We start from the raw sequence: 22,888 nt of genomic DNA, 5'->3' as shown, positions 1-22,888 counted from the left end.
AGTATGTCTATCGTTGACGAATTCCGTAAGTTGCACGACAACACAACGCCTCTTCGACTACCGAACGTCTGGGATGCTGGGAGTGCTCGGCTCGTCGAGTCTCTTGGAGCGACGGCAATAGCGACAACAAGCGCTGGTTTCGCATGGGCACTGGGCTATCAGGACGGCCGGCAGCTGCCGATGCAGGAAGTTATCGCCTCTGTCAGGCGAATCATTCGAGTGCTGAAGGTTCCTCTTTCAGTCGACATTGAAAATGGCTATTCCGATGACGCCGCAACCGTTGCAGAAAACGTAATGCAACTGGTTGACCTCGGCATTGCAGGCATCAACATCGAAGATGGATCGGATGCCCCCTCGCTCCTCGCGTCGAAAATCGAAGCAATCCATAGCGCAGTTGTGAATTCTGGAGCAGATCTCTTCATCAATGCACGTTGCGACGTGTTTCTGGCGAACCTCGTAGAGAAGCCGAAGCAATCCGCAGAGTCGATTGCGCGCAGTGAACTGTACACATCAGCAGGTGCAGACGGTTTGTTCCTTCCTGCGATCCAAGCTCCGTCTGACATCGAAGCAGTAGTCAAAACGATTCGTTTGCCGCTAAATGTTATGGCAATTCCTGGTCTCGCAGACGCTGCGACGCTCGGGAAACTCGGAGTTCGCAGACTAAGCGCAGGAGGAGCGATTTCGCAAATCATTCTTGCTCAAGCGAAGACACTTGCGGAGGACTTCCTACAACACGGACAGTCCGGGAACCTTAGCAACGGTCTGCCCTATTCTGAAATTCAGGGTCTATTCGCCAATCTTCCCCTGAACTGAGGATCTCGCTTTTTCACCCGGATTCTGACGTACTAGCCGACTACCGGTTTCGATACGAGGCATTCTGGCATGGCGTGATGAATACTAGATCAGACGCAGGGCCCTAGACATGCGTCACGCTAATACGTCACGAACGACTCATCTCCAGTCGCGTTAAGAGAATGAGTAATAGTTGTCGTTGTTTTGAAGATAAATCGATTCTTGGTTGAGGAGCGCGAACATGCTACAACTCCGCCCTGGGTGCGAGTGTTGCGACAAGGACCTACCGCCCGAATCGCCAGATGCACGAATTTGCTCATTTGAATGCACATTTTGCCGTGATTGCACGGAAAATGTGCTAGGGGGCATATGTCCAAATTGCGGTGGTGAGCTGGTTGCCCGGCCACGACGTCCGGCCGCAAAGTTGGCGAAAAATCCAGCATCTACAGAACGCGTCTTCAACGCAGATTGCAAGACACGTGGTGCAAGTCACGCAGGATGAGCCGCACTCTGCGTCACCGGAGAGTTTAGTCGGCTAAATATCGAAAGGCCCGACGAAGTCTCTGCCTTCAAAGCAGGGACTTCATAGACGTTTCTCACTCGATTTACTCGAGGCTTCAACGAACACAGTATGCACTCTGTGCGCACTGTGCTTTCGAGCTTCGTACGCTCTTGGTTACATATTTGATTGGCGGTAGAAAATGCTAAAGGATGAAACACACGGCTTGGTCTTCATGCGCACAGCCCGCTACATATCGCGCGTATACAATAGACACTTGGCGAACGTCTCCCTTAGTGCCAGCCAACATGGAATCCTTGAAGCGGTTGGACGGCTCGGCCCCGTTACGCTCCAAGACGTGACGAACGACCTGATGGCGGAACGGTCCGCTGTACAACGGACGCTGCAGCCCTTGATAAAGCAGCAGCTCCTCCGGGCGACGGCCGACCCTGCACATAAAAAGCGGCTGCTGTTTCAACTCACCGACGACGGCAGGCAAAGGTTAGATTCATCTGCTGCCTGCATCTCCTCGGCGGAAGCCGAAATTGAAGGATTGTTCGAGCAATCCAAGCTTCCCAACGTCTGCTTCGATTGGCGGATTCAACCGGTGGATGCAACACACTAGAAGCTGCTCAGGCAGTGGGAGTGTTGCAGATGAAACAGCGACGCCGGATCTATTACAGCGAGGCCCAGAAAGCGTTGATGTGGGAGCGGTGGCGCGCAGGCGAGTCGCTGCAGCATATCGCCGAGCTTTTTGATCGCAATCATTCGTCGGTAGAGGGAATTCTGGCGCAAACTGGAGGAATCCAGCCCGCGCCACGACGACGATCGAGGCTGGCGCTAACACTTGCTGAGCCCGAGGAGACCTCAAGAGGCCTCGTGGCGGGCGACTCGATTCAGTCAATCGCACGGCGACTGTCGCGATCGCCTTCCACGATCTGTCGCGAGGTCAAGCGCAACAGTGGAGAGAAAGGCTACAGGGCGAGCGATGCGGCCCAGCTTGCATGGGAACGGGCGCCCGGCCCAAGGTCTGCAAACTTGTCAGGCATCGGGTGCTGGCTCATATCGTTGCCGACAAGCTCCAGTTGCAGTGGTCGCCTCAGCAGATTGCTGGATGGCTAAAACGCGCCTGGCCGCGCGACAAGGATCACCACGTGTCACACGAGACGATCTACCGCAGTCTCTTCATTCAGGCACGGGGTGACCTGAAGAAAGAGCTGCTGGAACATTTACGGCGCACCCGAGCCATGCGTCGCTCGCGGCATCACACGCAGAAGACGGACGATCACGGCAGGATCCGCGACGCGATATCAATCAGCGAACGGCCTGCCACAGTGGAAGACCGCGCGGTGCCGGGACACTGGGAAGGCGGTCTCCTGTGTGGCAGTGGCGGTAGCCAGATTGCAACACTTGTAGAGCGCCAGACGCGTTATGTAATGCTGGTGAAGATCACCAGCAAGGACAGTGAGACGGTAGTCAATGCGCTGATCAAACATGCCAGCAAGCCCCCGCACGAACTCTATAAATCGCTTACCTGGGATCGGGGAACAGAGATGGCGAACCACAAGCAGTTCACCATTGCCACTGACATCGCCGTGTACTTCTGCGATCCGAAACACCCCTGGCAACGCGGTTCGAATGAAAATACCAACGGCCTGCTGAGACAGTACTTCCCGAAAGGCATCGACCTGTCGGTCTACTCGCAGGCCAAATTCAACGCTGTGGCAAGGAGGCTGAATGAGCGTCCGAGGAAGACACTGAATTACGAAACGCCGGCTGAACGGTTCCAGCAAACTATTGCATCGACCGGTTGAATCCGCCTTGTCTTTCAGTCACCGACGCCCTACCTGGAGCGCCGGAGCAGACTAGTCAAGAAATGTCCTGACGCATGCCAACGAACACTGAACCGAACGTTCCAGCAAAGCGCGGCGTGTCTACAAGAAGGCGCTGACTCGCGGCGATCCAGTCAGCGCGGAGTGCAGTGAAATACCTGCAACCCCAAGCAAGCTAGGCGCAATTCAAGCACTTTCCGACGTGGTCGTCATCGACAGCGGCCTGTAGCACCGCAATCATAACCAACCACTTGATGGTTTCATTTGTTGCATGTCTGCCATCAATCCCGTCGCCTCATCTTTCGGAACACCGTGGCAAAAGCCGAGACTGTCACGGCTTAAGGCCTCAAAGGCCTCCCGAAAACCCTCACCCTTGTGAAAGCGTGAAGGCCTTTTGCTCAACCACTTATAATACTTACTGGCGCAAATCGCGTGATGATATGCCCCTAATTATCATTTGACCGCCGCGAAACTGTTACATTATTGCTAGCCAGCAAAAATCTTGTCCACAATGTGGATTACGGTCATTTTCTACAGCAATCTTCGCATAAGAGAGGATGCATCATGGGCTATTCCCAAGCGGAAAAGGCCGAGAGCCACCAACGAATAGTCGACGTTGCTGCTCGGCGCTTCCGCGAGCTCGGTCTGGAAGGAGTCAGCGTCGCAGACATCATGAAAGAAGCAGGGCTGACGGTTGGCGGTTTCTACAAGCACTTTGCAGCACGTGATGAACTCGTGGTGGAAGCGCTGGCCGCCGCGTGCCAAGAGATGGACAGGTCGGTTTTGACAAGTCAGCCGACGCTGAAAAAAAGCATTCAGGCGTATCTGTCAGAAGAACATCGCGATGAGATCGATAGCGGCTGTCCGTTGTCTGCGCTTGTTAATGATGCAGCACGCAGCAGTGATGACGTCCGTGAGGTCTATACTCAACGCCTTGAACGCAGCCTGAAACTTCTTGAAAGCCAGATTCCGGAAGGAACGAAAGGCAACCGTCGCGCGAAGGCGATATTGATTTATAGCGCTTATATCGGCGCATTGGGCCTGTCTAGAGCCGTTCCAGATCCCAAGCTGTCACGCCAGATTCTCAGCAGCGTTGCAGCCGAGTTGATATCCCTCTTCCCAGTGAAAAAACCGGAATCCGCCACAGCCTAGCCCGAAGGCGTTTTGGAGGGCAAAATTGCCAGCCTTTCTGTGTAACTACACAGAAAGGCTTTTTCATAGCCATCGAGTGCGTTTCGTCAACCAGTACGCCGTAATTCGGTGCAGAAAGGCTCTCCCGCGTCGCTTCTGATCAGAACGATCCTCGTCCCCGATACCCCGCGCTGCCACCTACCAACACATCAGCCGATGCAACGGCGAACCAGCCTTGCAGCCGTGCACCCCGGTCCGCGTCTCTAACCTCCACTCGGGTTACGAACTGTCAATGCGCAGTCGAGAACGGGCCTGTCCTCTCCATGTGACGCGCTGTCGCCGAGACCACACCATCCCAGGCATTCTGATAAGTGGTTATAGTCCAGAATCAATTCGATTGGGTCTAAACAATGAGCCACATCAATGCGACAGGATAATCAGAGATGTAGACCTAGCATCATCTAGGAAATGGTATGGAACGGCTTCAGGCAATGCGTATCTTCATCACGGTCGTCGAGATGAGCAGCTTCTCTTGAGCTGCAGACGCGCTTGGCATGCCTCGTGCGTCTGCCACGACCACGATCAAGAATCAAGAAGCTCGTCTCAAGGTTAATCTGATAGAGCGGACCACTCGTCGATTGCACCTCACCCTAGAAGGAGCTCAGTACTATGAGCTATGCACTCGCATCCTGTTAGAAATCGAAGAAAGTGAATCTACATTAACGACCGTCGGCAGAGATCCACGGGGGCCAACTGCGGGTTGATATGCCTAGCGCAACCGGCCGCCATATTGTCGCTCCTTAGGTTGTGGAATTCAGGAATCGATATCCCGACATTGATCTCGCGATCAGTTTCGCAGATGAGCAGGCAAACCTTGCCCAAACAACTGTGGATTGCATAGCCACTAGCCCAAATCGATATGCTAACAGCCGTCAGTCCTGCGTATCTTGCCCGACACGGTGATCCCGCGACCCAGATGAATTGCAGAATCACCATGCGATTCATTTGTATTCGAGCATGACCGGTCGGATTTCGGCATTCAGCTTCGCAGCTGAGACCACGCCAAGGGAGGCTTCGCCGTCATAAGTGCCGCGAGTGCATCGATGCGCTCAGGAAGCTTCCCACTGAATTGAAGATAGCTCCCCATGGTATCTGTTCGCTCGGCAAATACAGTCGATCGGCCCAAGAATTAAATGGTCCATTCACATTTTGTTGCGGCCACCTATCGTACATGTCACGCTGGCGCACAGCCGGATTCTCGCGGTCAGGTCGGATATATCGCATTGATGCTTCTCCATTTGCTTCAGGTGTTGAATGTCCAGCAAGTACTTCCGTAGTTGTTTCGTTCCGCCACAGCGCAAAGCAATTCACGATACCAGCGCCTAGCATCTTGACGGTTTCTTAGGCTTACAAATCGTCATTTCGATTGTTTTTCATATGGAAACAATTTTTAAATTCAAAATCATCCACGTCCAAAACTTTAGCCATGATTTCGTAACATGCTACCGGCCCCACAATTTCGTCAACCAAGACCCCATCCACTACGGCCATCGCTACGAGCGTCGCGCTCGAATCTTGTCCATAGACTCGCAATCGCGCCTGCTCTACGTTTCTTCCGGTCGAAATGGCCAAAACAATCTTCGACTCCGCCAAATCGCATACGCTCCTGTCAATAAAGTCCGTGTACTCCGAGTAATCCTGTTGGTCATCGACCTCCTGACCGGTCCTCAGTCTGTTTACTTGATTTCTCATAGTCGTATCATTTTCATCACTTCGTTTAACATGGGTAACTAATTACTACATCCACTTCGCTCTTCCCCACTACTGATCCCCCTATCTTCCCGAATCGCCGTGGCAATCCATCTGAAGCACCCCGCTTTGAGTAACTACACATGTAGCGTTCAGTCATAATCCCGTCTCATCAGACATCGACCATAGCAGATGTACTCCTTGATGTCGCGCAACGCGATGGTCCAATTGCAGAGAACCCGCATGAACAATGGGAAATATATGCACATAATTTTGTGTATATACACAATTATGAGAAGTCTACGCCCTGCGAGAGGCTGTTAAGCGTCGACCGAGAACTGGATCTGGAAGCGGCTCGCGCGCGCACATGACGAAGATCCGACTTATGACACGCTAGCGTGGAATCTAGCTACGTACCTTGGCAATTTCACACATTGGTTGCGGCGCCCCCGAGCCACGCGAATTGAAAAGCAGGGCATCGTCAGACCTCAACCCATGAAACATCTCGGTCGTCGTCGGAGAGAAGTGTCTACTATGGCCTGCTTCTATTGTAGCTACGCTGCCAGCTACGTCTCCGACGAAGGTCTGAAAGTCAACGGGGGGCCCTCGCATCGCAAGCTAACGCCCTGTCATGCAATTAGATCCAATGACAAGATAGGAGCAGATCACATAGCAAAAGAATGCCCCCTCAGAATGGAAAGCTATTTGAAAATATTGATATATGAACGGACACGCGAATCTGGAATTGTGTTCATAATCCTGATTACTCTTCCTCATCGATCGAGGCACGATGATCACCGTACCCCCGCAGGCTGCATCCGCCGCATCACTTTCCGGCAACGCGCGCCTGCGGGTCATGCTTGAGGCACCGATCGCACCCTTGCTAGCAAGCATGGGATGGTCAAATATGCTGATGATGCTGGCGCAATCATCGACTGGTCTCGTCGAGACATGGTTTCTTGCAAAGCTCGGAACTGACGTTCTCGCCGGCATCGCCGTCGTGGTACCAATTTTGATGCTCATGCAGAATATGTCGCAAGGTGCAATGGGCGGGGGTATCTCATCGTCCGTCGCACGCGCGCTGGGCGCAGGAGACGCCGAGCTCGTCGAGAAACTGCTCCTCACGCCGTAGCTCTCAACGCTGCTATTGGCATCGTCTTTTCCGTCATCTTCCTAGCCTTCATTTGGCCGCTCTTCCATATGCTCGGCGCCCATGGGCCTGCACTGGATGCAGCGACTACCTACGGGCACGTAATGCTGGCCGGCCTGCCTCTGATGTGGGCAATGAACGCCTTCGCGAGCGTCATACGAGGGACGGGCAACATGATCGTCCCTGGTACTGTGATTTGCGGGGGAGCGGTACTCCTGATTCCGCTTTCACCAGCTCTGATATTTGGCTTCGGACCGTTCCCACATCTAGGCGTAGCGGGTGGCGCGTGGGCGCTCATCGCGTACTATGCGGCCGGAGCGCTCCTTCTTGGTTGGTACTGTGCGAGCGGCCGAAATGCGGCGACGCTCCAACGCGGCAGGATTCAATGGGCCCCGATGCGTCGTATCTTGACCGTCGGCGGACTCGCCTGCTTGAACCCAATTCTGACGAATTCACTCATCGCACTCGTGAGTGCCATAATCAGCGCTCACGCTGGAACAGCCGCCCTCGCTGGTTACGCAACGGCTGCCCGCCTGGAGTACCTGCTGATGCCCCTCTGCTTTGGCCTTGGAGCACCTATGGTTGCTCTTGTAGGCGCAAATATTGGCGCTGGGCATCTTGAACGCTCCCGACGCATCGGGATGGTCGGCGGAGCGATGGCCGCTGCACTATCGGAACTCGTTGGCGTAACTGCCGCCATCTGGCCTCATGCCTGGTTGAGCTTGTTCGGAACGGACGAACAGATGCTACATACCGGTTCAACCTATCTGCGTATCGTTGGGCCATTCTATGGCTTCATGGGGCTTGGCTTTTCGCTGTATTTCGCAGCACAAGGCGCTGGTCGTCTAAAGTGGCCGCTTATCGGAGGGGCGCTACGACTCGCACTGTATATCGGAGTCGGGTCGATTGCCCTTGCTCTCACTGGCTCGCTAACATTGTTCTTCTCGATAGGTGCTGCCGCGATGTTTGTCTACGGCGTCACCGTCTTCTGGTCGGTTGCGTCCGGTAGCTGGTTTGACCGTTAATACATTCGACAGAATCTGAACGCATCAATCCTGCGGCACTCCCCCTTGATGAAAGCGACCGAACCTTCTCCGCCCCATCACTCGGCTTCCACGATAGCGGCAGCCACGCGTGATAGCGTTGACGCGGCCAAAACCTCCGGCGGTAGTACGCTGCAGCAGCGTACCCACGCCCGCAGCGTAGCATTGGCAGTGAGCCTTTTCCTGATTGCTTTCTCGCTGCGAACCCCTATTACAAGTGTTGGCCCGATTCTGCTTGAGGCAGTTCGCTACACACGGCTCTCCCCCACTGGCGCCAGCTTGTTCACTACCTTGCCATCGCTTTGCTTTGGACTCTTCGGGCCGCTCGCCCCCGGTTTCGCGCGTCGCCTGGGGAGCGAAAGAGCATTGCTCGTCCTGCTAGTTTTGCTTACGTTGGGCATCGCATTGCGCATTTTTCCCGTATGGCCTGATGACCGTTACATCACGAGTCATACATCTTCCACTTCACGGGTCCACGACGACGAGCGATCTAAACCACCCGCCAGGACAGATGGCTATGGCATCCGCCCTGGCGTCCATCTACGTCATTTCAGCGTCAGTTGCTTTTCAGCGCATCGAGATGTTGCATACCGATGTCCGTGACGAGCTTTGCTTGAAGCGGCTGAATCGCCGTATTGACAGCGATAGCACCAAAGTCCAGCCCGACGACGACACGGTTGGGACGTTGGCCATTAGGTTGCGCAACCAACTCGACAATCGCCTTGGCGACGTCGTGCGGATCGGGCGCGCCTTCAGAGCTGAAGAGACCACCCAGGAATTCCTCAAAACCCGTCTGAAGCTTGGGGAGATCACCGTAGCTTTCGGCACGACCGACGTCGGCCGGCTTTTGAATTGCCGTGTACAGCTTCGTCGGATACGGACCCGGCTGGATCAGCACGACATCAATGCCTTGTTGCGAAAGCTCGTAGCGGTAACCTTCCGTCACTGCTTCGACTGCGTGCTTCGATGCACCATACAACGCGAAGAACGGCAGCGTCACGCGACCGAGAATGGACCCAATATTGACGATGAGACCAGCTTTCACCTTATGCATGCTCGGCAGCGCTGCGCGCACCACACGCTGGATGCCGAACACGTTGACATCGAACATTGCACGCGTTTGTTCCGGAGTGAATGTCTCCTGAATCCCGCCAGCGGCGATACCAGCATTGTTGATCAGGACATCCAGCATGCCCCCCGTCTTATCGAACAGCGTCTTGAACGCCGCATCAACGCTCGCGTCATCTGTCACGTCGAGTTCAATCGTCTCGATACCTTTCGAGTTCAGATCTCGGGCAGCCTCGCTATGCCGGCCATTGAGATCGCGCATCGTTGCGAAAACACGATGACCGGCCGCAGCCAGAGTTTTGGCAATGTCATTGCCGAAGCCGTTGGACGTGCCTGTGATGAGAATCGTCTTGGACATGATGTTTCCTTTCAACCTTACAAGTTAGTTGGGGCCAGCCAGTAATTCTCTGTGACCCTTGCCAGTACAAGCGGGCAGAGGGCCTTACATTTCGTGCCGCATCGATTTCTGTAGCGATCGTTCAAAATATAGGCTGCTCAATCTTCACCCTGCTCAACCAAGCGATCTTGCCATGCACTGCTGCAACCCGATAAGAGCGGTTAAATAGTTGCAGCAGCACATGCAATGTTCGACGAGCGCCACCATCAGCTTCTGGGGAGATCACTAAAATCGGCTTCACGCGCGATACGTTCACCCATGTTCATTTCCATGTCACCCGGCTGCATGAATCCGAGCTCAATTAACCGCTTGAGACGCGCTTGACTCTCTGGCCAGACGGTTGTCCCCAGGAACGCATGCGTGCCGCTCCAAAGCTGGGCTTCGTTGGGATAGACTGCTTGCGCATTTACAATCTTCTTTGCCAACTCCAGCGGGCGCTTCAAGAAGCCACCCACGCGGCGCGCGAACCTATCGACAAAGGCGTCAAGCTCGGCGTCTGGGATAGATCGATTTATCCAACCGTATCGTTCGGCCGTGTCCGCGTCAAAGTCATCGCCCCCACAGACAATCTCGAGCGCACGCGAGCGACCCACGAGCGTGGCAAGCCATTCAGTGCCCCCGCCGCCAGGGACTACTCCGACACCGACCTCAGGTTGCCCAAGGATTGTCTTTTCTTTTGATGCAAACCGAATGTCGCACGCCAGCGCGAGCTCAGAACCTTGGCCACGTAGCCGACCACGAAGTTTTGCCACACTTAGTACTCGCTGCTGTGCAAAACGGGCCACCATATGTGGCCATTCGGTATATGGCGCCGCACCAGGCATGTCCGGCATCACATCAGCGCGATTGAAGTCATAGTGCGCGACCCAAAAATCTGGATTGGCGCTCTCGAGCACGATGACCTGGACATCCTTATCGCGTTCCAGTTCATCAAGCAACACATTGATCTCCGCAAACATCTCTGGATCATAGAGATTGATTGGCGGATTGTTGATCAACACAGACCAGTAGTTCGGAGTGACCTTAGTTATCTTGAGACGACGTTCTACAGTCACAGCTGCCTCCGTCAATGCGTTGCGCCTTCATTTCAAATGACATACCCTGAAGTGACGCATCCTTATGGATGCCACTTTGATAGACGCATATTGTCACTGTGTGAACAGACCGTCCATTGCACGAAGGTATCAGAAGTCGCGCGACCGCCTGGCGTAGCTCGCGATTGGTGGTACCAGGGCTGTTCCGTCTGTTCGGAATGAGTTCAATACATCCCCACGGTCTTTGCAGGACCTAGAGCACGCTTCTGGCAGCCGATCCTGCGTGACTAGCACCAGGCGGACGACGCGTCCCCGCAGAATATCCAGCAACAGTCGCCGCAGCCCCTTCTTCCGGTAATTCGGGCCACTGCGCAGAGAGTTGGTCGCGCAAAATCGGACAGCGGGATAAGTGGAACGGCCGGGGCCTGAGCCAGCGATAATGCAGGCAAAGGAACCGAGGAAATGACGAAACGAACCCGACGCACGCACTCAGCGGCGTTCAAAGCGAAAGTGGCCCTGGCGGCAGTCAAGGGCGACCGCACGCTCGCCGAACTGGCGCAGCAGTTCGATTTGCATCCGAACCAGATCACGGAATGGAAACGGCAGTTGCAGGAGCGTGCGGCTGACGTGTTCGGTGCGGCCGGCCCGGTGTCGAGCGAGCCACCGGTGGACGTGAAGACCCTGCACGCCAAGATCGGCCAACTCAGCCTGGAAAATGATTTTTTACGCGGTGCGCTCACCAAGGCGGGATTGCTGAGCGCAAAGCGATGATTGACCGTGGCCATGCGTTGCCGGTTTCGCAGCAAGTCCGGCTTGTTGGTATCGCGAGATCGAGCGCGTATTACCGGGCGCGGCCTGTCAGCGAAGTCGATCAGCGTCTGATGCGACGGATCGACGAACTGCATCTGGAGTTCCCATTTGCCGGTGCACGGATGCTGGCGCGCCTGCTGTGAAATTGACCCGGCAAAACGGACACCTATTCTTTGGAGAAGGAGGTGCCGAAAATGGGCAGACATCGTACGCCATACCCGGCAGAGTTCCGGGCGCACATGGTCGAGCTGGTGAGGGCCGGGCGCAGACCGGAAGACCTGGAAAAAGAGTTCGAGCCGACGGCGCAGACCATCTACAACTGGGTCGCGCAGGCCGATCGTGACGCTGGTGTGCGTCATGACGGGCTGACCACGGCCGAACGGCAGGAGCTGACGAAGCTGCGTCGTGAGAACCGGCAGCTGCAAATGATGTGATTGCTGGCTAACGAAAACGCGTCATGTGGATTATTATGTTTCTCTATCACAATTTTTGTCGAGGAGAGCAAATTATGGGGTATTCCCAAGCCGAAAAGGCCGAGACGCACCAGCGGATAGTGGGCGTCGCGTCGCTTTCGTGAACTAGACCTGGAAGCCATCAGCGTTGCGGATATCATGAGCGAGGCCGGCTTAACGGTCGGCGGCTTTTACAAGCATTTTGCGTCACGTGACGACCTCGTCGTTGAGGCACTGGCTGCTGCCTGCGAAGAAATGGACCATTCCGTGTTGACGGCGCAACCAACCCTGAAGAAAAGTATCCAAACGTATCTCTCGGAAGCGCATCGGGATGAACTTGAAAGCGGGTGTCCCCTAGCTTTGCTGGTCAACGACACCGCCCGAACAACCGACGATGCGAAAGCGATTTATGCGCAGCGTCTGGAGGCCAGTCTTGCCCTTCTTGAAAAACAGATGCCAGAGGGCACCGAGGGAAACCTCCGGGCGAAAGCGATACTGATCTATAGCACTTATATCGGCGCGATTGGGTTGGCTCGCGCGGTTGCAGATCCCAAGTTATCCCGCCAGATTCTTAGTGCAGCAGCGACGGAGCTGATCTCCCTTTTCCCCGCGAAAAAGTCACGAGCCGCCGCCGCATAACAAAGGCCATCTTCAAGTAACCGTTCGCGCTTATCTGTGCAACTGCACAGAAATTCAAGGGACCGGAAGGTATTTACGGCCGCGCCCGTGTGGTGATACTTGGGCGCCGTCTCCGCGATCAAAGCTTCGGACGTTAGTTATCGAAATACGGTCGGGCTGCCGCCCTCTCCGCAACCCTCGCGGCGGTCGATGTCCAAGGCGGAGCTTGCTTCCAGCCACAGTTTCAGACCACGACGGAGCGTTACAAGGTCTCACATATGGGATCGGATCTCCACTGGTCTATCCAGCCTGCTTTTCGCCCAACGTCGCATCTCGACGGTCACGATCTCACTCGAATCTTTCGGTAGCGAACCGCCGGCTGGGCTGTCCTACGCCAAATCTGATAAGTGGTTATAATCCAGAATAGTTACATTGATTTCGAATAATCGGCGCCTAGCAATCGTGACGCTAGAGCTCCGTGCGCGTGGATTTGGTATCAATCAAGGAGTGGCATGGATCGGCTTCAGGCAATGCAGACTTTCCTCAAGATTGTCGAGATGAACAGCTTTTCACGGGCTGCGGATGCGCTCGGCATGCCTAGGGCATCTGCTACGATCACGATCAAGAACCTCGAGGCACATCTCAAGGTTAACCTGCTGCAACGCACCACTCGTCGGCTTAGTCTAACGCCAGAAGGAGCGCAGTATTACGAGCACTGTGTTCGCATTCTTTCCGATATACGGGAATGTGAAGATGCGCTGGTAAAAACGGGCCGTGGGCCGAAAGGATTGCTGAGGGTCGATATGCCTGGCTCGATCGGTCGCTTGATTGTTGCGCCGCGAATTATGGAATTCAAAAGTCGCTATCCCGATATCGATCTAACCATCGGCTTCATTGACAGACCGATGAATCTTGCACAGTCAACCGTGGACTGCGCTATCTGCTCGGGATATCTACACGATACCAATTCCAGGCATAGACCGTTAGCCGAGGCAAGGATGCTTACTGTCGCAAGCCCTGATTACCTCGAACGTTACGGTAAACCCACGGATCTTGACGAATTACAGAATCACACTGCTGTGTACTACCAATCGAGCATCGCAGCTCGTGTCGTCGCCCACAATTTTGTTATTGACGGTGCGCCCGAAGAAATAAGGATGAAGAGCTCGCTGTCGTTAAGTGACATCGAAGCGTATGTGGCATGCGGGCTCGCAGGCGCCGGCCTCATTCAGGCGCCCAAGTTTCTCGTTCAACGCCATCTGGATGAAGCCCGGTTGGTGGAAGTTTTGCCGCAGTGGAAGCCATTACCAGTTCCGATTTCTGTTCAATATGCGCCTGACAGGCACCTTGTTGGGAGAGTTCGGGTATTTGTCGAATGGGCTGCAGGACTGTTCAATCAATGCTTCGGTGCGAGTTCGTCAGAATGTACCCAAACAGCTCCTTCCGCTGTACATCAATTTAACGAACTGGTACCGTCGTTGTAGCGGTGCTGCAGTCCGGAAGTCGGCATATTTGAGACGGTCGACAATAAACCAAAGGTTCGCGGTTAATCGCGGCAGACGTTTTTTCGTCACGTAAATATCCGAGGCGCGAGCCGATAGTGGAAAAAAGTAGCCAATGCTCGATAAAGAGCTGCTAAAAGCGACCGTGAAGGCCATGCAAAATCATATTACCAATTTGACGAATGTCACACTGCCGCCGTCGATACCTGAGCGGTGCTTTCAAATTACTTCAAGGTTCTGGGCCAGCGTCGAGCAAATGATGGCCTTCATGGACGGCCGATTTCTGCCCCCGAGCATCACAAAGCTGTGCTACGGGAAGTCAATGCTTGCACGAATCTCTTGAAACAGATGGCCGCCAGATAACGCATTGATATCTTGGTGTCACCACGCAAGAGCGATGCAAGCATATGGGCGTTGTTGCGTAAATCAGGCGTAGAGACAACATGACCTCTGTGCTTTCAATCTCAGGCGATACGGACGGACTGCGGGCGAGCGAGGGCTACCATGCGGTTGAGGACACCTGCACGAATCGACACCTCGGTTGCCTGCGAGCCGGTCTGCCGCGCCCACAGGCAGGGACCCGTGAGCACCTTGAGCCGGTACATCAAGGTCTCGGCCAGCGAGCGCCGGTGGTAGCCGGTTGCCTGCTTCCATTCGCGCCTGCTGCTGCGCTCGATCGCATCGATAGCGGCATTGCGCCAAGCGGCACCGGGCGTGCTGGCAGGCCACGGTCTCGCTCCCTCACGTGGCGGAATCGATGGGATCGCGCCGCGCGCGGCGATCTGCGCGTGGCACGGCCTGGTGTCGTAGGCGCCGTCGCCACCGATGGTATCGATCAGCACGTCAGCCGGAATCTGGTCGAGCAGTTCGGGCAACACTTCGCCATCGCCTTCGTCCTGATGCGTCATCAGCGCGGCGCATATCTAGCCGGTGTTCGCGTTCATCGCGAGATGCACCTTGCGCCATGTCCGGCGCTTCGAATAGCCGTGCTTGCGCACCTTCCACTCGCCTTCGCCGTACACCTTCAGTCCAGTGCTGTCGATCACCAGGTGCAAGGGAGCATCGGGGCGCTGAATGGGCAGTACAACCCACAGCATCTGTGCGCGACGGCTCAAGGTCGTGTAATTCGGTACCGGCAAGCCCGGGTAGGCGAGTTTGCCCAGCTGATCGCGAAGCCCTGCAGAGCGCGCAGCGGCAGCTGAAAAACCTGCTTGAGGCCGAGCAGCATCTGGATCGCCGCATCACTGTAAACATGCGGTCGGCCGCGCCTGGTCGGGCCAGCCTCGGATACCTGCGTCAGTACGCTTTCATCAATCCACATGGTCACGTCGCCTCTCGCGATCAAACCGGCGTTGTATTCTCGCCAGTTCCTGACGCGGTACGCCCCTTTGGGCTCGCTTGCCTTGCGTTTGTCCTTGCGCATCTTCTCGGCGAAAAAAGCAAGAATCTACGCAGTTCGAAGTGAAGTTAACATCCTGGTCAACCCGAGCGTTGCGCGTAAACGTCAAGACCCCGCGAAGCAGCCTGATTTCTGCAACAACGCCGTAACTAGGCGTAAACTTGAATCGAGGAGCGGTCGATCATATTTACCTGTTCGTCTGACATCCATCAATCCGATTGACGTTGGAGCCTACCTTTTGACACATCGAGAGCTATAACTAATTTGCGAGAGATGTTCTGAGTACGCCGATTGAAAACGTTCCGGACGCGCAAGCGGGAGCGATCGCCAATCACCGTTCAGCTTGTTTCGTTCTCGTCAAATGCTACGCAGGTTTTACGCTCCGCTCGTCCAGTCGAGCTCTCGGCTATTTTTGAAGTTCGTCTGGTATTACCTTCGCACGCGCAGTACCAGCTTCCCGAAGGCTCACCGGACTCTCGTCCGGCTGCTTCTGGTGCAGAGGGCCAACGACGCACAAAATGTCATAGGTCTAGGGTGCGCGGAACGATAACTGCCTGGCCGTGCAGCTTACCGGTTGAATCGAGAAGCTGCCAAAGCGTGGCTTCCTCGATCATGAAACGTTGCCCTGTCTTCGTTACTCGCACACCTCGGTAGCCTTCTTCGTAGCCGCGTAGCTGTACACGGGACAGGAATGCTTGCCGCTCCTCACGATTCGGGGCCTCAGCTGACAGTCGGGACGGTAGTCGTGTGATTTCGTCCCAGTCATATCCGAAGCGCCGTTGAGCGGCCAGATTTGCGTAGATAAAGACTGGATCCGAATCGGTGTTGTGCGCAAGCACTGTGAAAGGTGCACTTGCGTATAGCCATTCGGCAGCCTCGTTTGCCGGCATGTCCTGCGGCAGGAGAGGACGACCTACCAACCGGATGTAGCTGTCGGCAAGAAGTTGATAGAAAACTGGATCGCATTGGCGTGAGATTATCTGGAACATTTTTAACGCAGGGTCAACGGTCTGCTGCGATGGGTGGAGCCGCTAACGATACCGCATTTTCATGTGAGATTGCTGTCATTTCGTCATCCAAAGAATCGTGCGGCGGCGACTACTCATCCGGCCGCCAAAAATTGCGAAACGGCCGTGGGCAACGATCGTTATTCTTCGATTTAATTGAAATTAAATCTCAATTTTTAAATATTTTGTTGTTTTATTCTAATACAACATAGTTTTATCGCCGTACGCCAGCGACATAACCTGTAAGTTGGCCAATGTTAAATTTTCCTTGGCTGCGAATAAATCCCTTCCGCAAGCTAAATCTGAGAAAAATTTTGTCGATAAAGGATATTGTCACCCACGGACATCCCCTATGACCCTTTCCAGACGCCTGCTTCTCACGCTATCCATCACTCTGCTCGCTCTCATTCTAGTCGGGTGTACCGGGCTTTGGTGGATCTATCTAGCACAGCAACGCTTCGAGTATGTTCAGGAAAACATTCTCCCGAGCATCACGGAATTGAACGAGGTCAAACTTGAGGCAAGCGACCTCGCCCGGTTGTCCGCACGGTACTTCCTGGTTGCTGATGACGTCGGCAGGACAACAACTCAACAGAGCATTGACGAACTAAATAAAAGCATCGATCAGCATATTGCAACCTACGGGCGAGACGACGTCTCGAACGACACTGACCGTCAGATGCTCGAGACCGACAAGACAAATCTGACCGCCTTCCGGGCGACCCTACAAGGCTTCCAGGCGAAGGTGCGAAGTGGCGACCTCAATGACGCGAGAGTGTCGCTGACCATCGATATGGCGCGCGATGGAGCTAAGCTGAACGCAGTTTTGAATAGTCATATCGACTATAATCGCAAGCTCAGCAATGATCTGCGTGCTGCGAATGACGACGCATATTCACAGGCCTTGTGGCTGTTGCTTAGCTGCATTGCGCTGGCACTGCTGGTTAGTGGCACTATGGGTCTACGGCTTTATCGCTCAATCAACTCTGGCCTGAATGGCATCCAGCGGACCTTACAGCAAGTAAGCCAATCACTGGACCTGACCTGTAGGGCGAAGGTCGTCCGAATGGACGAGATCGGACTTACTGCCACTGCATTCAACGCATTGCTCGCTCGCGTCGCGGAGGTTGTCGCCGACGTCGGGCTCTCGGCCACCTCGGTCAGCGTTGCGTCGCGTCAAATCGCAACGGGCAACACCGACCTGTCCCAGCGTACGGAAGAACAGGCTGCTTCTCTGGAAGAAACCGCTTCGAGCATGGAAGAGCTTACGGCTACCGTCCGACAGAACGCGGATAATGCGAGGCAGGCTACCACGCTGGCGAATACCGCGTCTGAGGTAGCGCTACGTGGCGGAGAGGTGGTCGGGCTGGTGGTTGACACGATGCATGGGATCTCCGACAGCTCCAGCAAGGTTGGTGAGATCATCGCGGTGATTGAAGGGATTGCATTCCAAACCAATATCCTTGCGCTTAACGCAGCAGTCGAAGCTGCCCGTGCCGGCGAACAGGGACGCGGTTTTGCCGTGGTAGCAGGCGAGGTACGCACTCTCGCCCAGCGAAGCGCGACGGCAGCCAAAGAAATTAAGGAGCTGATCGGCGAATCGGTAAGCCGGGCGAACGCTGGCTCAAAGCTCGTTGAAGAAGCTGGCAGCACGATCAATGAAGTCGTTGAGTCTGTTAAACGCGTTGCCGACATTATCGGCGAAATATCGTCGGCCTCGGAAGAGCAGCGCACGGGTATCGAACAGGTCAACCAGGCGGTCATTCAGATGGATCAGGTGACCCAGCAAAATGCAGCGTTGGTTGAAGAAGCCTCAGCCGCAGCTCAATCGATGACTGAACAGGCACAAGCCTTGCAAAGTGCGGTGGCCGTACTCAAGACTGCCCCAGAGTCTTCGACGACAGTACAAATTGCAAAGTCGAGGAAAACTCTTCTGTCGGCACCGCTCGCCTACCCTGCGCCCATCTCCCGCTCAGCAACGAGAAAGACGGCTCCGACCATCATCGCTGACAAGACGACGGCAGTTGAGAACACCGATGAAGCTGCAGAATGGCAAACATTTTAAGCCAAATTGAAAGTTAGGCGATTCTCCGAGATAGCGCCCCGGTGGAGAGAGCAACTCTGGCTCTCAAACACCGGTGCAGCGAAACAAGCATCGCGACGCGGCTGGAGTATGCGCATTTCTGCGCCGAGCGTCATCGCCCGTCATGGGCACAAGTTGACGGAACTTTTGTCCACGCCCGAACATGTTTGCTAGAGTGCAATACGAGTTCTGGCTTACGCTGTCGACCTACCAGCAGATAAAAGTGGAGAATCATACGACCGATCTCCACTTCCAATCAATTCATGTGCTCCGCAATCGTAAGGCTTGCCCGACGGCCATGACGTTATTGATCATCACGGTTCTCTGCGTCTTCTAGTGCATCGAGTACCCTCGCCATAAGACCTGAGCGCTCCCATTGCAACCATTTGATATAGCACGTCTGCGATGGCGGAAAGCAGGCCGGCAATCGGTGCCACTTTTCACGCCGCATGACGACCCAAAGAATTGCGTTCAGTATATGCCGTGGGTCATGTGCTGAGTGACCAAATCGTCGCTTCACGTCGTGGGGAAACAAATGGCTGACTCGGTCTGAACCGCCCCGGGAATCTTGAGGCTGGTTGGTTTAAGTTAATGCGGTTTCGGCGACCGGTGTTTCAAGTTCTCGATAGTAGTTTGCCTCAGCTTCGGCAGGCGGGATGTAGCCGAGTGGCCCCATCAATCGATGATGATTGAACCAGGCCACCCATTCCAGCGTTGCCAACTCGACGGGCTCCCGTGTTTTCCAGGTCCGGCGATGAATCAGTTCGGCCTTGTACAAACCGTTGATTGTCTCGGCCAGTGCGTTGTCGTAACTGTCGCCACGGCTACCAACCGAGGGCTCGATGCCCGCTTCGGCCAGTCGTTCGCTATAGCGAATGCTAGGCTACTTGTAATTTTCTAGGTGTGGGCGGGAAGAGGAAATATGGCTCGATCATCTCCGTCCAACGCAGGCAATCACCACAGCTGGCCTATCTTCGGATTACCCCACCGATCACTATAAGCGCAACGATGTTTACCTCGCCCAGCGAATCCGAGCTACTCGAATTGAACCTGCGAATTCCCCGTACCAAGCATGCACCGTTCGTTTCAAGATGCACAAATCTGCACATGCAGATTGGTTTTGCAAGGCAACTGGTTGTCCCTGTTGAGATGCGTGACGTTGCGGCCGCGACCAGTGGTCCTTTCGCAAGCCGCTTGGGCCGGCAAGCCAGCGCTCATGCGTCGCACTTCTACACGCCGCATGAATGCTACGTCACGTAGCCGCACGAAAAACGGCTTTTTCTTGCTGTTAGCTTGAGGGCACGATAGTGGCCTTGCACCGGGATGCGGACAGGAGTGGCAGACATCCAGTCGACTTCTGTTCACGACGAGCGATGGACCTGTCGGCGACTCGATTGCGATTGAGCCCCAAACACCGAGGTGTGTATGTAGCACATCCGATCGTCGTCGAAAGTTTTCATCCCTCTGTAACCAGCAAGCCCCTTTTTACGAATTATAAGAAGTTAGCTAATGGAACTGGTCCAGCTCGACACGGCTATCGAAGCCGCAAGCGAGCATCGCGATATTGCTTAAGGAATCGAAAATGAAAGTTTTCTACGAAAAAGACGCAAACGTTTCACTCATCAAGAGCAAGCAAGTGACTATCATAGGCTATGGCTCGCAAGGCCATGCTCACGCGCTTAATCTGAAGGAAAGCGGCGTGAGTGTGACGGTGGGTCTGCGCAAGGGCGGCGCATCATGGAATAAGGCTGAAAGCGCTGGCCTGGAGGTAAAGGAAGTGGCCGACGCGGTGAAGGGCGCAGACATCGTCATGATGCTGCTGCCGGACGAGCACGTCGCGGACGTGTACACAAAGGAAGTGCACGCCAACGCCAAGCAAGGTGCGGCGCTGGCTTTCGCGCACGGCTTCAACGTGCACTACGGCCAAGTAATCCCGCGTGCTGACCTCGACGTCATCATGATCGCCCCGAAGGCTCCCGGTCACACGGTGCGCAGTACATACACGCAAGGTGGCGGCGTGCCCCATCTGGTCGCTGTAGCGCAGGACAGGTCGGGGGCAGCACGTGACATTGCCCTGTCATACGCTGCAGCGAATGGCGGTGGCCGTGCCGGTATTATCGAGACGAACTTTCGCGAAGAGACCGAAACTGACCTATTCGGCGAACAGGCTGTGCTATGCGGCGGTACGATCGACCTGATCAAGGCCGGCTTCGAAACGCTGGTGGAAGCCGGCTACGCACCGGAAATGGCGTACTTCGAATGCCTGCATGAACTGAAGCTGATCGTCGACCTGATCTATGAAGGCGGCATCGCCAACATGAATTACTCAATCTCGAACAACGCCGAATACGGCGAGTACGTATCGGGTCCGCGTATCGTTACGGCCGAAACAAAGAAGGCGATGAAGGCAGTGTTGACCGACATTCAGACCGGCGAGTACGCAAAGAGCTTCATCATCGAAAACAAGGCTGGCGCGCCGACGCTGCAATCGCGCCGACGCCTGACGGCTGAGCATCAGATCGAACAGGTTGGTGCGAAGCTGCGCGCGATGATGCCGTGGATCGCCAAGAACAAGCTGGTGGACCAGTCGAAGAACTGATTGTATTTGTGCGGTGTGGGCGCGACGACATGCCGCGCCTTCGAAGATTTGAAATACGATGAAACCAGTCTCGAATACGTTGTTTCTAAGACGGAACAGCCGCAGCGAACGTCGCACTCCTACGCTGTGGCCAACTCGTGGATGCGTTACCGGCTGCGGTACATGTTGTTGTCGTCGTAGATCGTCATGAGACAAGCGCAAAATGTGCGGGTATGTTGTCTGGACTTGCGCTCGAGCGAATGGACGCTCTGACGAATTACACATTCAAAGATACTATTAAGGGATTTCTGTCGACCACCAGTGATTGCCAATGGCAAAATCGAGCACTTCAGTGCGAGCGGGGGAAGGCGCGGAAAGGGTTTTGTCGCGATAAGGAAGTCGAGTCAAACAAATCCGAGATGATGAGGAATACTTATGCAGCCAACGAGTAGAACTGCTGGGCGGGAGTTAGCGCGATGCCGCCGTCTTTCATCTGGGCTTTGACGATCATGTGCATGAACTCGATGCCGCCGAGTATGATGCGTGCACATCGAAAACTCTTGAACCCCAGCATCGGCCGGGTGCGACGCTTGATGGCACGGTGATCCTGCTCGATGACATTGTTCAGGTACTTCTTCTGGCGGATCCTGATCGGCGTCTCACGTTCAACATTGAGCGCCTGTAGCGCCGCCAGATTTGATCCGCTCTTATCAATCGTCACGGTCTCCAGCTCGCCGTTCTGCGCGATTGCCTTTTCGAAGTAGCGCCGGGCCGCAATCTTGTCACGATGGGCTCGCAGCAGGAAATCGATCGTGTTGCCAGTCTTGTCCACGGCGCGATACAGATATTTCCATTCGCCCCTGACCCGAATGTTCGTTTCTTCCATACGCCAGCTCTTGCCGACTGCCCGCTTGCAGCGCCGGAACGCTTTCTCCAGCACCGGCAACAGTTTGAGCGCCCAGCGATGCACGGTCGAATGGTCAACCGAAATGCCCCGCTCGGCCATCATCTGCTCGAGGTGGCGCAGACTTAACGGATACGCAACGTACCAGCGCACGCACAGAAGAATGACATCAAGCGGATAGTGCAGACGCTTGAGCACCTTCGCTACAGCCGGACTCAAGCTCTGCTTCATCGATCAGATCGTTCGTCCTCGGGCCTTCAGCTTAGCAGATCCCGTATTGCGACAAAGCCTTTCCGACATCCAGCCATCAATATCGTGGATTGATAGCCCGGCTGGCAGACAAATATCGCGTGGTCGCTCCAGATCTACCCGGTTCCGGGTTTTCTTCTGCGCCGGACGCGAAAGTGTTCGACCACACCTTCGACCATCTCGCCGAGGTCATCGAAGATTTCACTGATGCAATTGAATTGAAGCGTTATGCGCTTTATGTGTTTGACTACGGCGCGCCGGTGGGTTTTCGCCTTGCTATCTCGCGGCCTGAGAGAATGACCGCCCTTATTTCGCAAAACGGAAACGCATATGAAGACGGCCTCAGCGACGGCTGGAATCCCATCCGTGCTTACTGGGAGGCTGCGAATGAGGCGAATCGGAACAATCCGCGCGCATTCCTTAGGGCCGAAACGACGTCATGGCAATATACGTACGGTGAAGCAGATGTATCCCTGATCGCCCCCGAAACTTATACGCTCGACCAGCATTTTCCTTGACCGGCCAGCGAATGCGGAAATCCAGCTCGACCTGTTTGGAGACTACAAGTCAAACGTAGCCGCATATCCTCAG

General features: G+C 54.9%; 17 protein-coding genes and 7 pseudogenes. 15 read left to right on the top strand and 9 right to left on the bottom strand.

Going from position 1 to position 22,888, the window contains the following annotated elements:
* Positions 1-3 precede the first annotated feature (3 nt).
* The 6 genes and pseudogenes from OKW26_RS08020 to OKW26_RS07995 all read left to right on the top strand — a co-directional run.
* Complete coding sequence (locus tag OKW26_RS08020) at positions 4-813, top strand: isocitrate lyase/PEP mutase family protein (protein ID WP_429353206.1); 810 nt, start codon at positions 4-6, stop codon at positions 811-813.
* A gap of 220 nt (positions 814-1,033) precedes the next feature.
* The gene (locus OKW26_RS08015; protein WP_429353205.1) at positions 1,034-1,294 is read left to right on the top strand and encodes a DUF1272 domain-containing protein; all 261 of its coding nucleotides are present in this window, start codon (positions 1,034-1,036) and stop codon (positions 1,292-1,294) included.
* A gap of 199 nt (positions 1,295-1,493) precedes the next feature.
* Complete coding sequence (locus OKW26_RS08010; protein WP_429353204.1) at positions 1,494-1,916, top strand: MarR family winged helix-turn-helix transcriptional regulator; 423 nt, start codon at positions 1,494-1,496, stop codon at positions 1,914-1,916.
* Between the two features lie 29 nt (positions 1,917-1,945).
* Positions 1,946-3,105 (top strand): annotated as a pseudogene (locus OKW26_RS08005) (IS30 family transposase).
* A gap of 582 nt (positions 3,106-3,687) precedes the next feature.
* Positions 3,688-4,275, top strand: coding sequence for a TetR/AcrR family transcriptional regulator (locus OKW26_RS08000; protein ID WP_429353203.1), 588 nt, complete (start codon positions 3,688-3,690; stop codon positions 4,273-4,275).
* Between the two features lie 527 nt (positions 4,276-4,802).
* A pseudogene (locus tag OKW26_RS07995) lies at positions 4,803-5,018 on the top strand (LysR family transcriptional regulator); the annotation flags it as partial.
* 643 nt (positions 5,019-5,661) lie between these two features.
* Here the strand turns inward: OKW26_RS07995 and OKW26_RS07990 are convergent.
* Positions 5,662-6,006, bottom strand: a complete 345-nt coding sequence (locus tag OKW26_RS07990) for a hypothetical protein (protein WP_429353202.1) — start codon at positions 6,004-6,006, stop codon at positions 5,662-5,664.
* Between the two features lie 787 nt (positions 6,007-6,793).
* Here OKW26_RS07990 and OKW26_RS07985 point away from each other — a divergent pair.
* Both OKW26_RS07985 and OKW26_RS07980 read left to right on the top strand, forming a co-directional pair.
* Positions 6,794-7,326: pseudogene (locus OKW26_RS07985) on the top strand (MATE family efflux transporter); the annotation flags it as partial.
* Positions 7,327-8,178 carry an MATE family efflux transporter gene (locus OKW26_RS07980; protein WP_429354194.1) on the top strand — a complete coding sequence of 284 codons (852 nt, stop codon included), beginning with the start codon at positions 7,327-7,329 and terminating at the stop codon, positions 8,176-8,178.
* Positions 8,179-8,752: 574 nt separating this feature from the next.
* Here OKW26_RS07980 and OKW26_RS07975 read toward each other — a convergent pair.
* Together OKW26_RS07975 and OKW26_RS07970 are read right to left on the bottom strand one after the other, a co-directional pair.
* Positions 8,753-9,622 (bottom strand): SDR family oxidoreductase, encoded by an 870-nt coding sequence (locus OKW26_RS07975; RefSeq protein WP_429353201.1) that lies wholly within the window; start codon positions 9,620-9,622, stop codon positions 8,753-8,755.
* Between the two features lie 245 nt (positions 9,623-9,867).
* Positions 9,868-10,716, bottom strand: a complete 849-nt coding sequence (locus OKW26_RS07970) for an enoyl-CoA hydratase/isomerase family protein (protein WP_429353200.1) — start codon at positions 10,714-10,716, stop codon at positions 9,868-9,870.
* A 441-nt stretch (positions 10,717-11,157) separates the two neighbouring features.
* On the opposite strand from OKW26_RS07970, the pseudogene OKW26_RS07965 reads away from it, so the two are divergent.
* From OKW26_RS07965 to OKW26_RS07950, 4 genes and pseudogenes are all read left to right on the top strand, one after another.
* Positions 11,158-11,645, top strand: a pseudogene (locus OKW26_RS07965) (transposase); the annotation flags it as partial.
* Positions 11,646-11,699: 54 nt separating this feature from the next.
* Positions 11,700-11,939 carry a transposase gene (locus OKW26_RS07960; protein WP_429354193.1) on the top strand — a complete coding sequence of 80 codons (240 nt, stop codon included), beginning with the start codon at positions 11,700-11,702 and terminating at the stop codon, positions 11,937-11,939.
* A gap of 177 nt (positions 11,940-12,116) precedes the next feature.
* A complete protein-coding gene (locus tag OKW26_RS07955; RefSeq protein WP_429353199.1) occupies positions 12,117-12,596 on the top strand; it encodes a TetR/AcrR family transcriptional regulator in 480 nt (159 codons plus the stop codon).
* A 491-nt stretch (positions 12,597-13,087) separates the two neighbouring features.
* A complete protein-coding gene (locus OKW26_RS07950; protein WP_429353198.1) occupies positions 13,088-14,059 on the top strand; it encodes a LysR family transcriptional regulator in 972 nt (323 codons plus the stop codon).
* A 482-nt stretch (positions 14,060-14,541) separates the two neighbouring features.
* Here OKW26_RS07950 and OKW26_RS07945 read toward each other — a convergent pair.
* The 3 genes and pseudogenes from OKW26_RS07945 to OKW26_RS07935 all read right to left on the bottom strand — a co-directional run bounded on the left by OKW26_RS07945 (position 14,542) and on the right by OKW26_RS07935 (position 16,465).
* A pseudogene (locus tag OKW26_RS07945) lies at positions 14,542-15,174 on the bottom strand (IS5 family transposase).
* Positions 15,148-15,398 (bottom strand): annotated as a pseudogene (locus tag OKW26_RS07940) (transposase); the annotation flags it as partial. The pseudogenes OKW26_RS07945 and OKW26_RS07940, both read right to left, overlap by 27 nt.
* A 599-nt stretch (positions 15,399-15,997) precedes the next feature.
* Positions 15,998-16,465, bottom strand: a complete 468-nt coding sequence (locus OKW26_RS07935; RefSeq protein ID WP_429353197.1) for an MEKHLA domain-containing protein — start codon at positions 16,463-16,465, stop codon at positions 15,998-16,000.
* Between the two features lie 370 nt (positions 16,466-16,835).
* On the opposite strand from OKW26_RS07935, the gene OKW26_RS07930 reads away from it, so the two are divergent.
* On the top strand, positions 16,836-18,548 hold the full coding sequence (locus tag OKW26_RS07930) for a methyl-accepting chemotaxis protein (RefSeq protein WP_429353196.1): 1,713 nt from the start codon (positions 16,836-16,838) through the stop codon (positions 18,546-18,548).
* A 322-nt stretch (positions 18,549-18,870) separates the two neighbouring features.
* Here OKW26_RS07930 and OKW26_RS07925 read toward each other — a convergent pair whose 3' ends face one another.
* Positions 18,871-19,101, bottom strand: coding sequence for a transposase (locus tag OKW26_RS07925; RefSeq protein ID WP_429353195.1), 231 nt, complete (start codon positions 19,099-19,101; stop codon positions 18,871-18,873).
* 48 nt (positions 19,102-19,149) lie between these two features.
* A pseudogene (locus tag OKW26_RS07920) lies at positions 19,150-19,446 on the bottom strand (integrase core domain-containing protein); the annotation flags it as partial.
* Between the two features lie 702 nt (positions 19,447-20,148).
* Between OKW26_RS07920 and ilvC the strand changes: the two are divergent.
* Positions 20,149-21,165 carry a ketol-acid reductoisomerase gene (gene ilvC, locus OKW26_RS07915; RefSeq protein ID WP_429353194.1) on the top strand — a complete coding sequence of 339 codons (1,017 nt, stop codon included), beginning with the start codon at positions 20,149-20,151 and terminating at the stop codon, positions 21,163-21,165.
* A gap of 412 nt (positions 21,166-21,577) precedes the next feature.
* Here ilvC and OKW26_RS07910 read toward each other — a convergent pair whose 3' ends face one another.
* On the bottom strand, positions 21,578-22,279 hold the full coding sequence (locus OKW26_RS07910) for an IS6 family transposase (protein WP_429353193.1): 702 nt from the start codon (positions 22,277-22,279) through the stop codon (positions 21,578-21,580).
* 119 nt (positions 22,280-22,398) lie between these two features.
* Here OKW26_RS07910 and OKW26_RS07905 point away from each other — a divergent pair, with 119 nt between their 5' ends.
* Positions 22,399-22,815 (top strand): alpha/beta fold hydrolase, encoded by a 417-nt coding sequence (locus OKW26_RS07905; protein ID WP_429353192.1) that lies wholly within the window; start codon positions 22,399-22,401, stop codon positions 22,813-22,815.
* Positions 22,816-22,888 lie beyond the last annotated feature (73 nt).

This window comes from Paraburkholderia sp. 32 (assembly GCF_050435345.1).
In the GTDB taxonomy this organism is placed as follows: Bacteria; Pseudomonadota; Gammaproteobacteria; order Burkholderiales; family Burkholderiaceae; genus Paraburkholderia; species Paraburkholderia tuberum.
The sequence above is the reverse complement of the archived record's forward strand: the minus strand, read 5'-3'. Positions and strand labels throughout refer to the sequence as shown.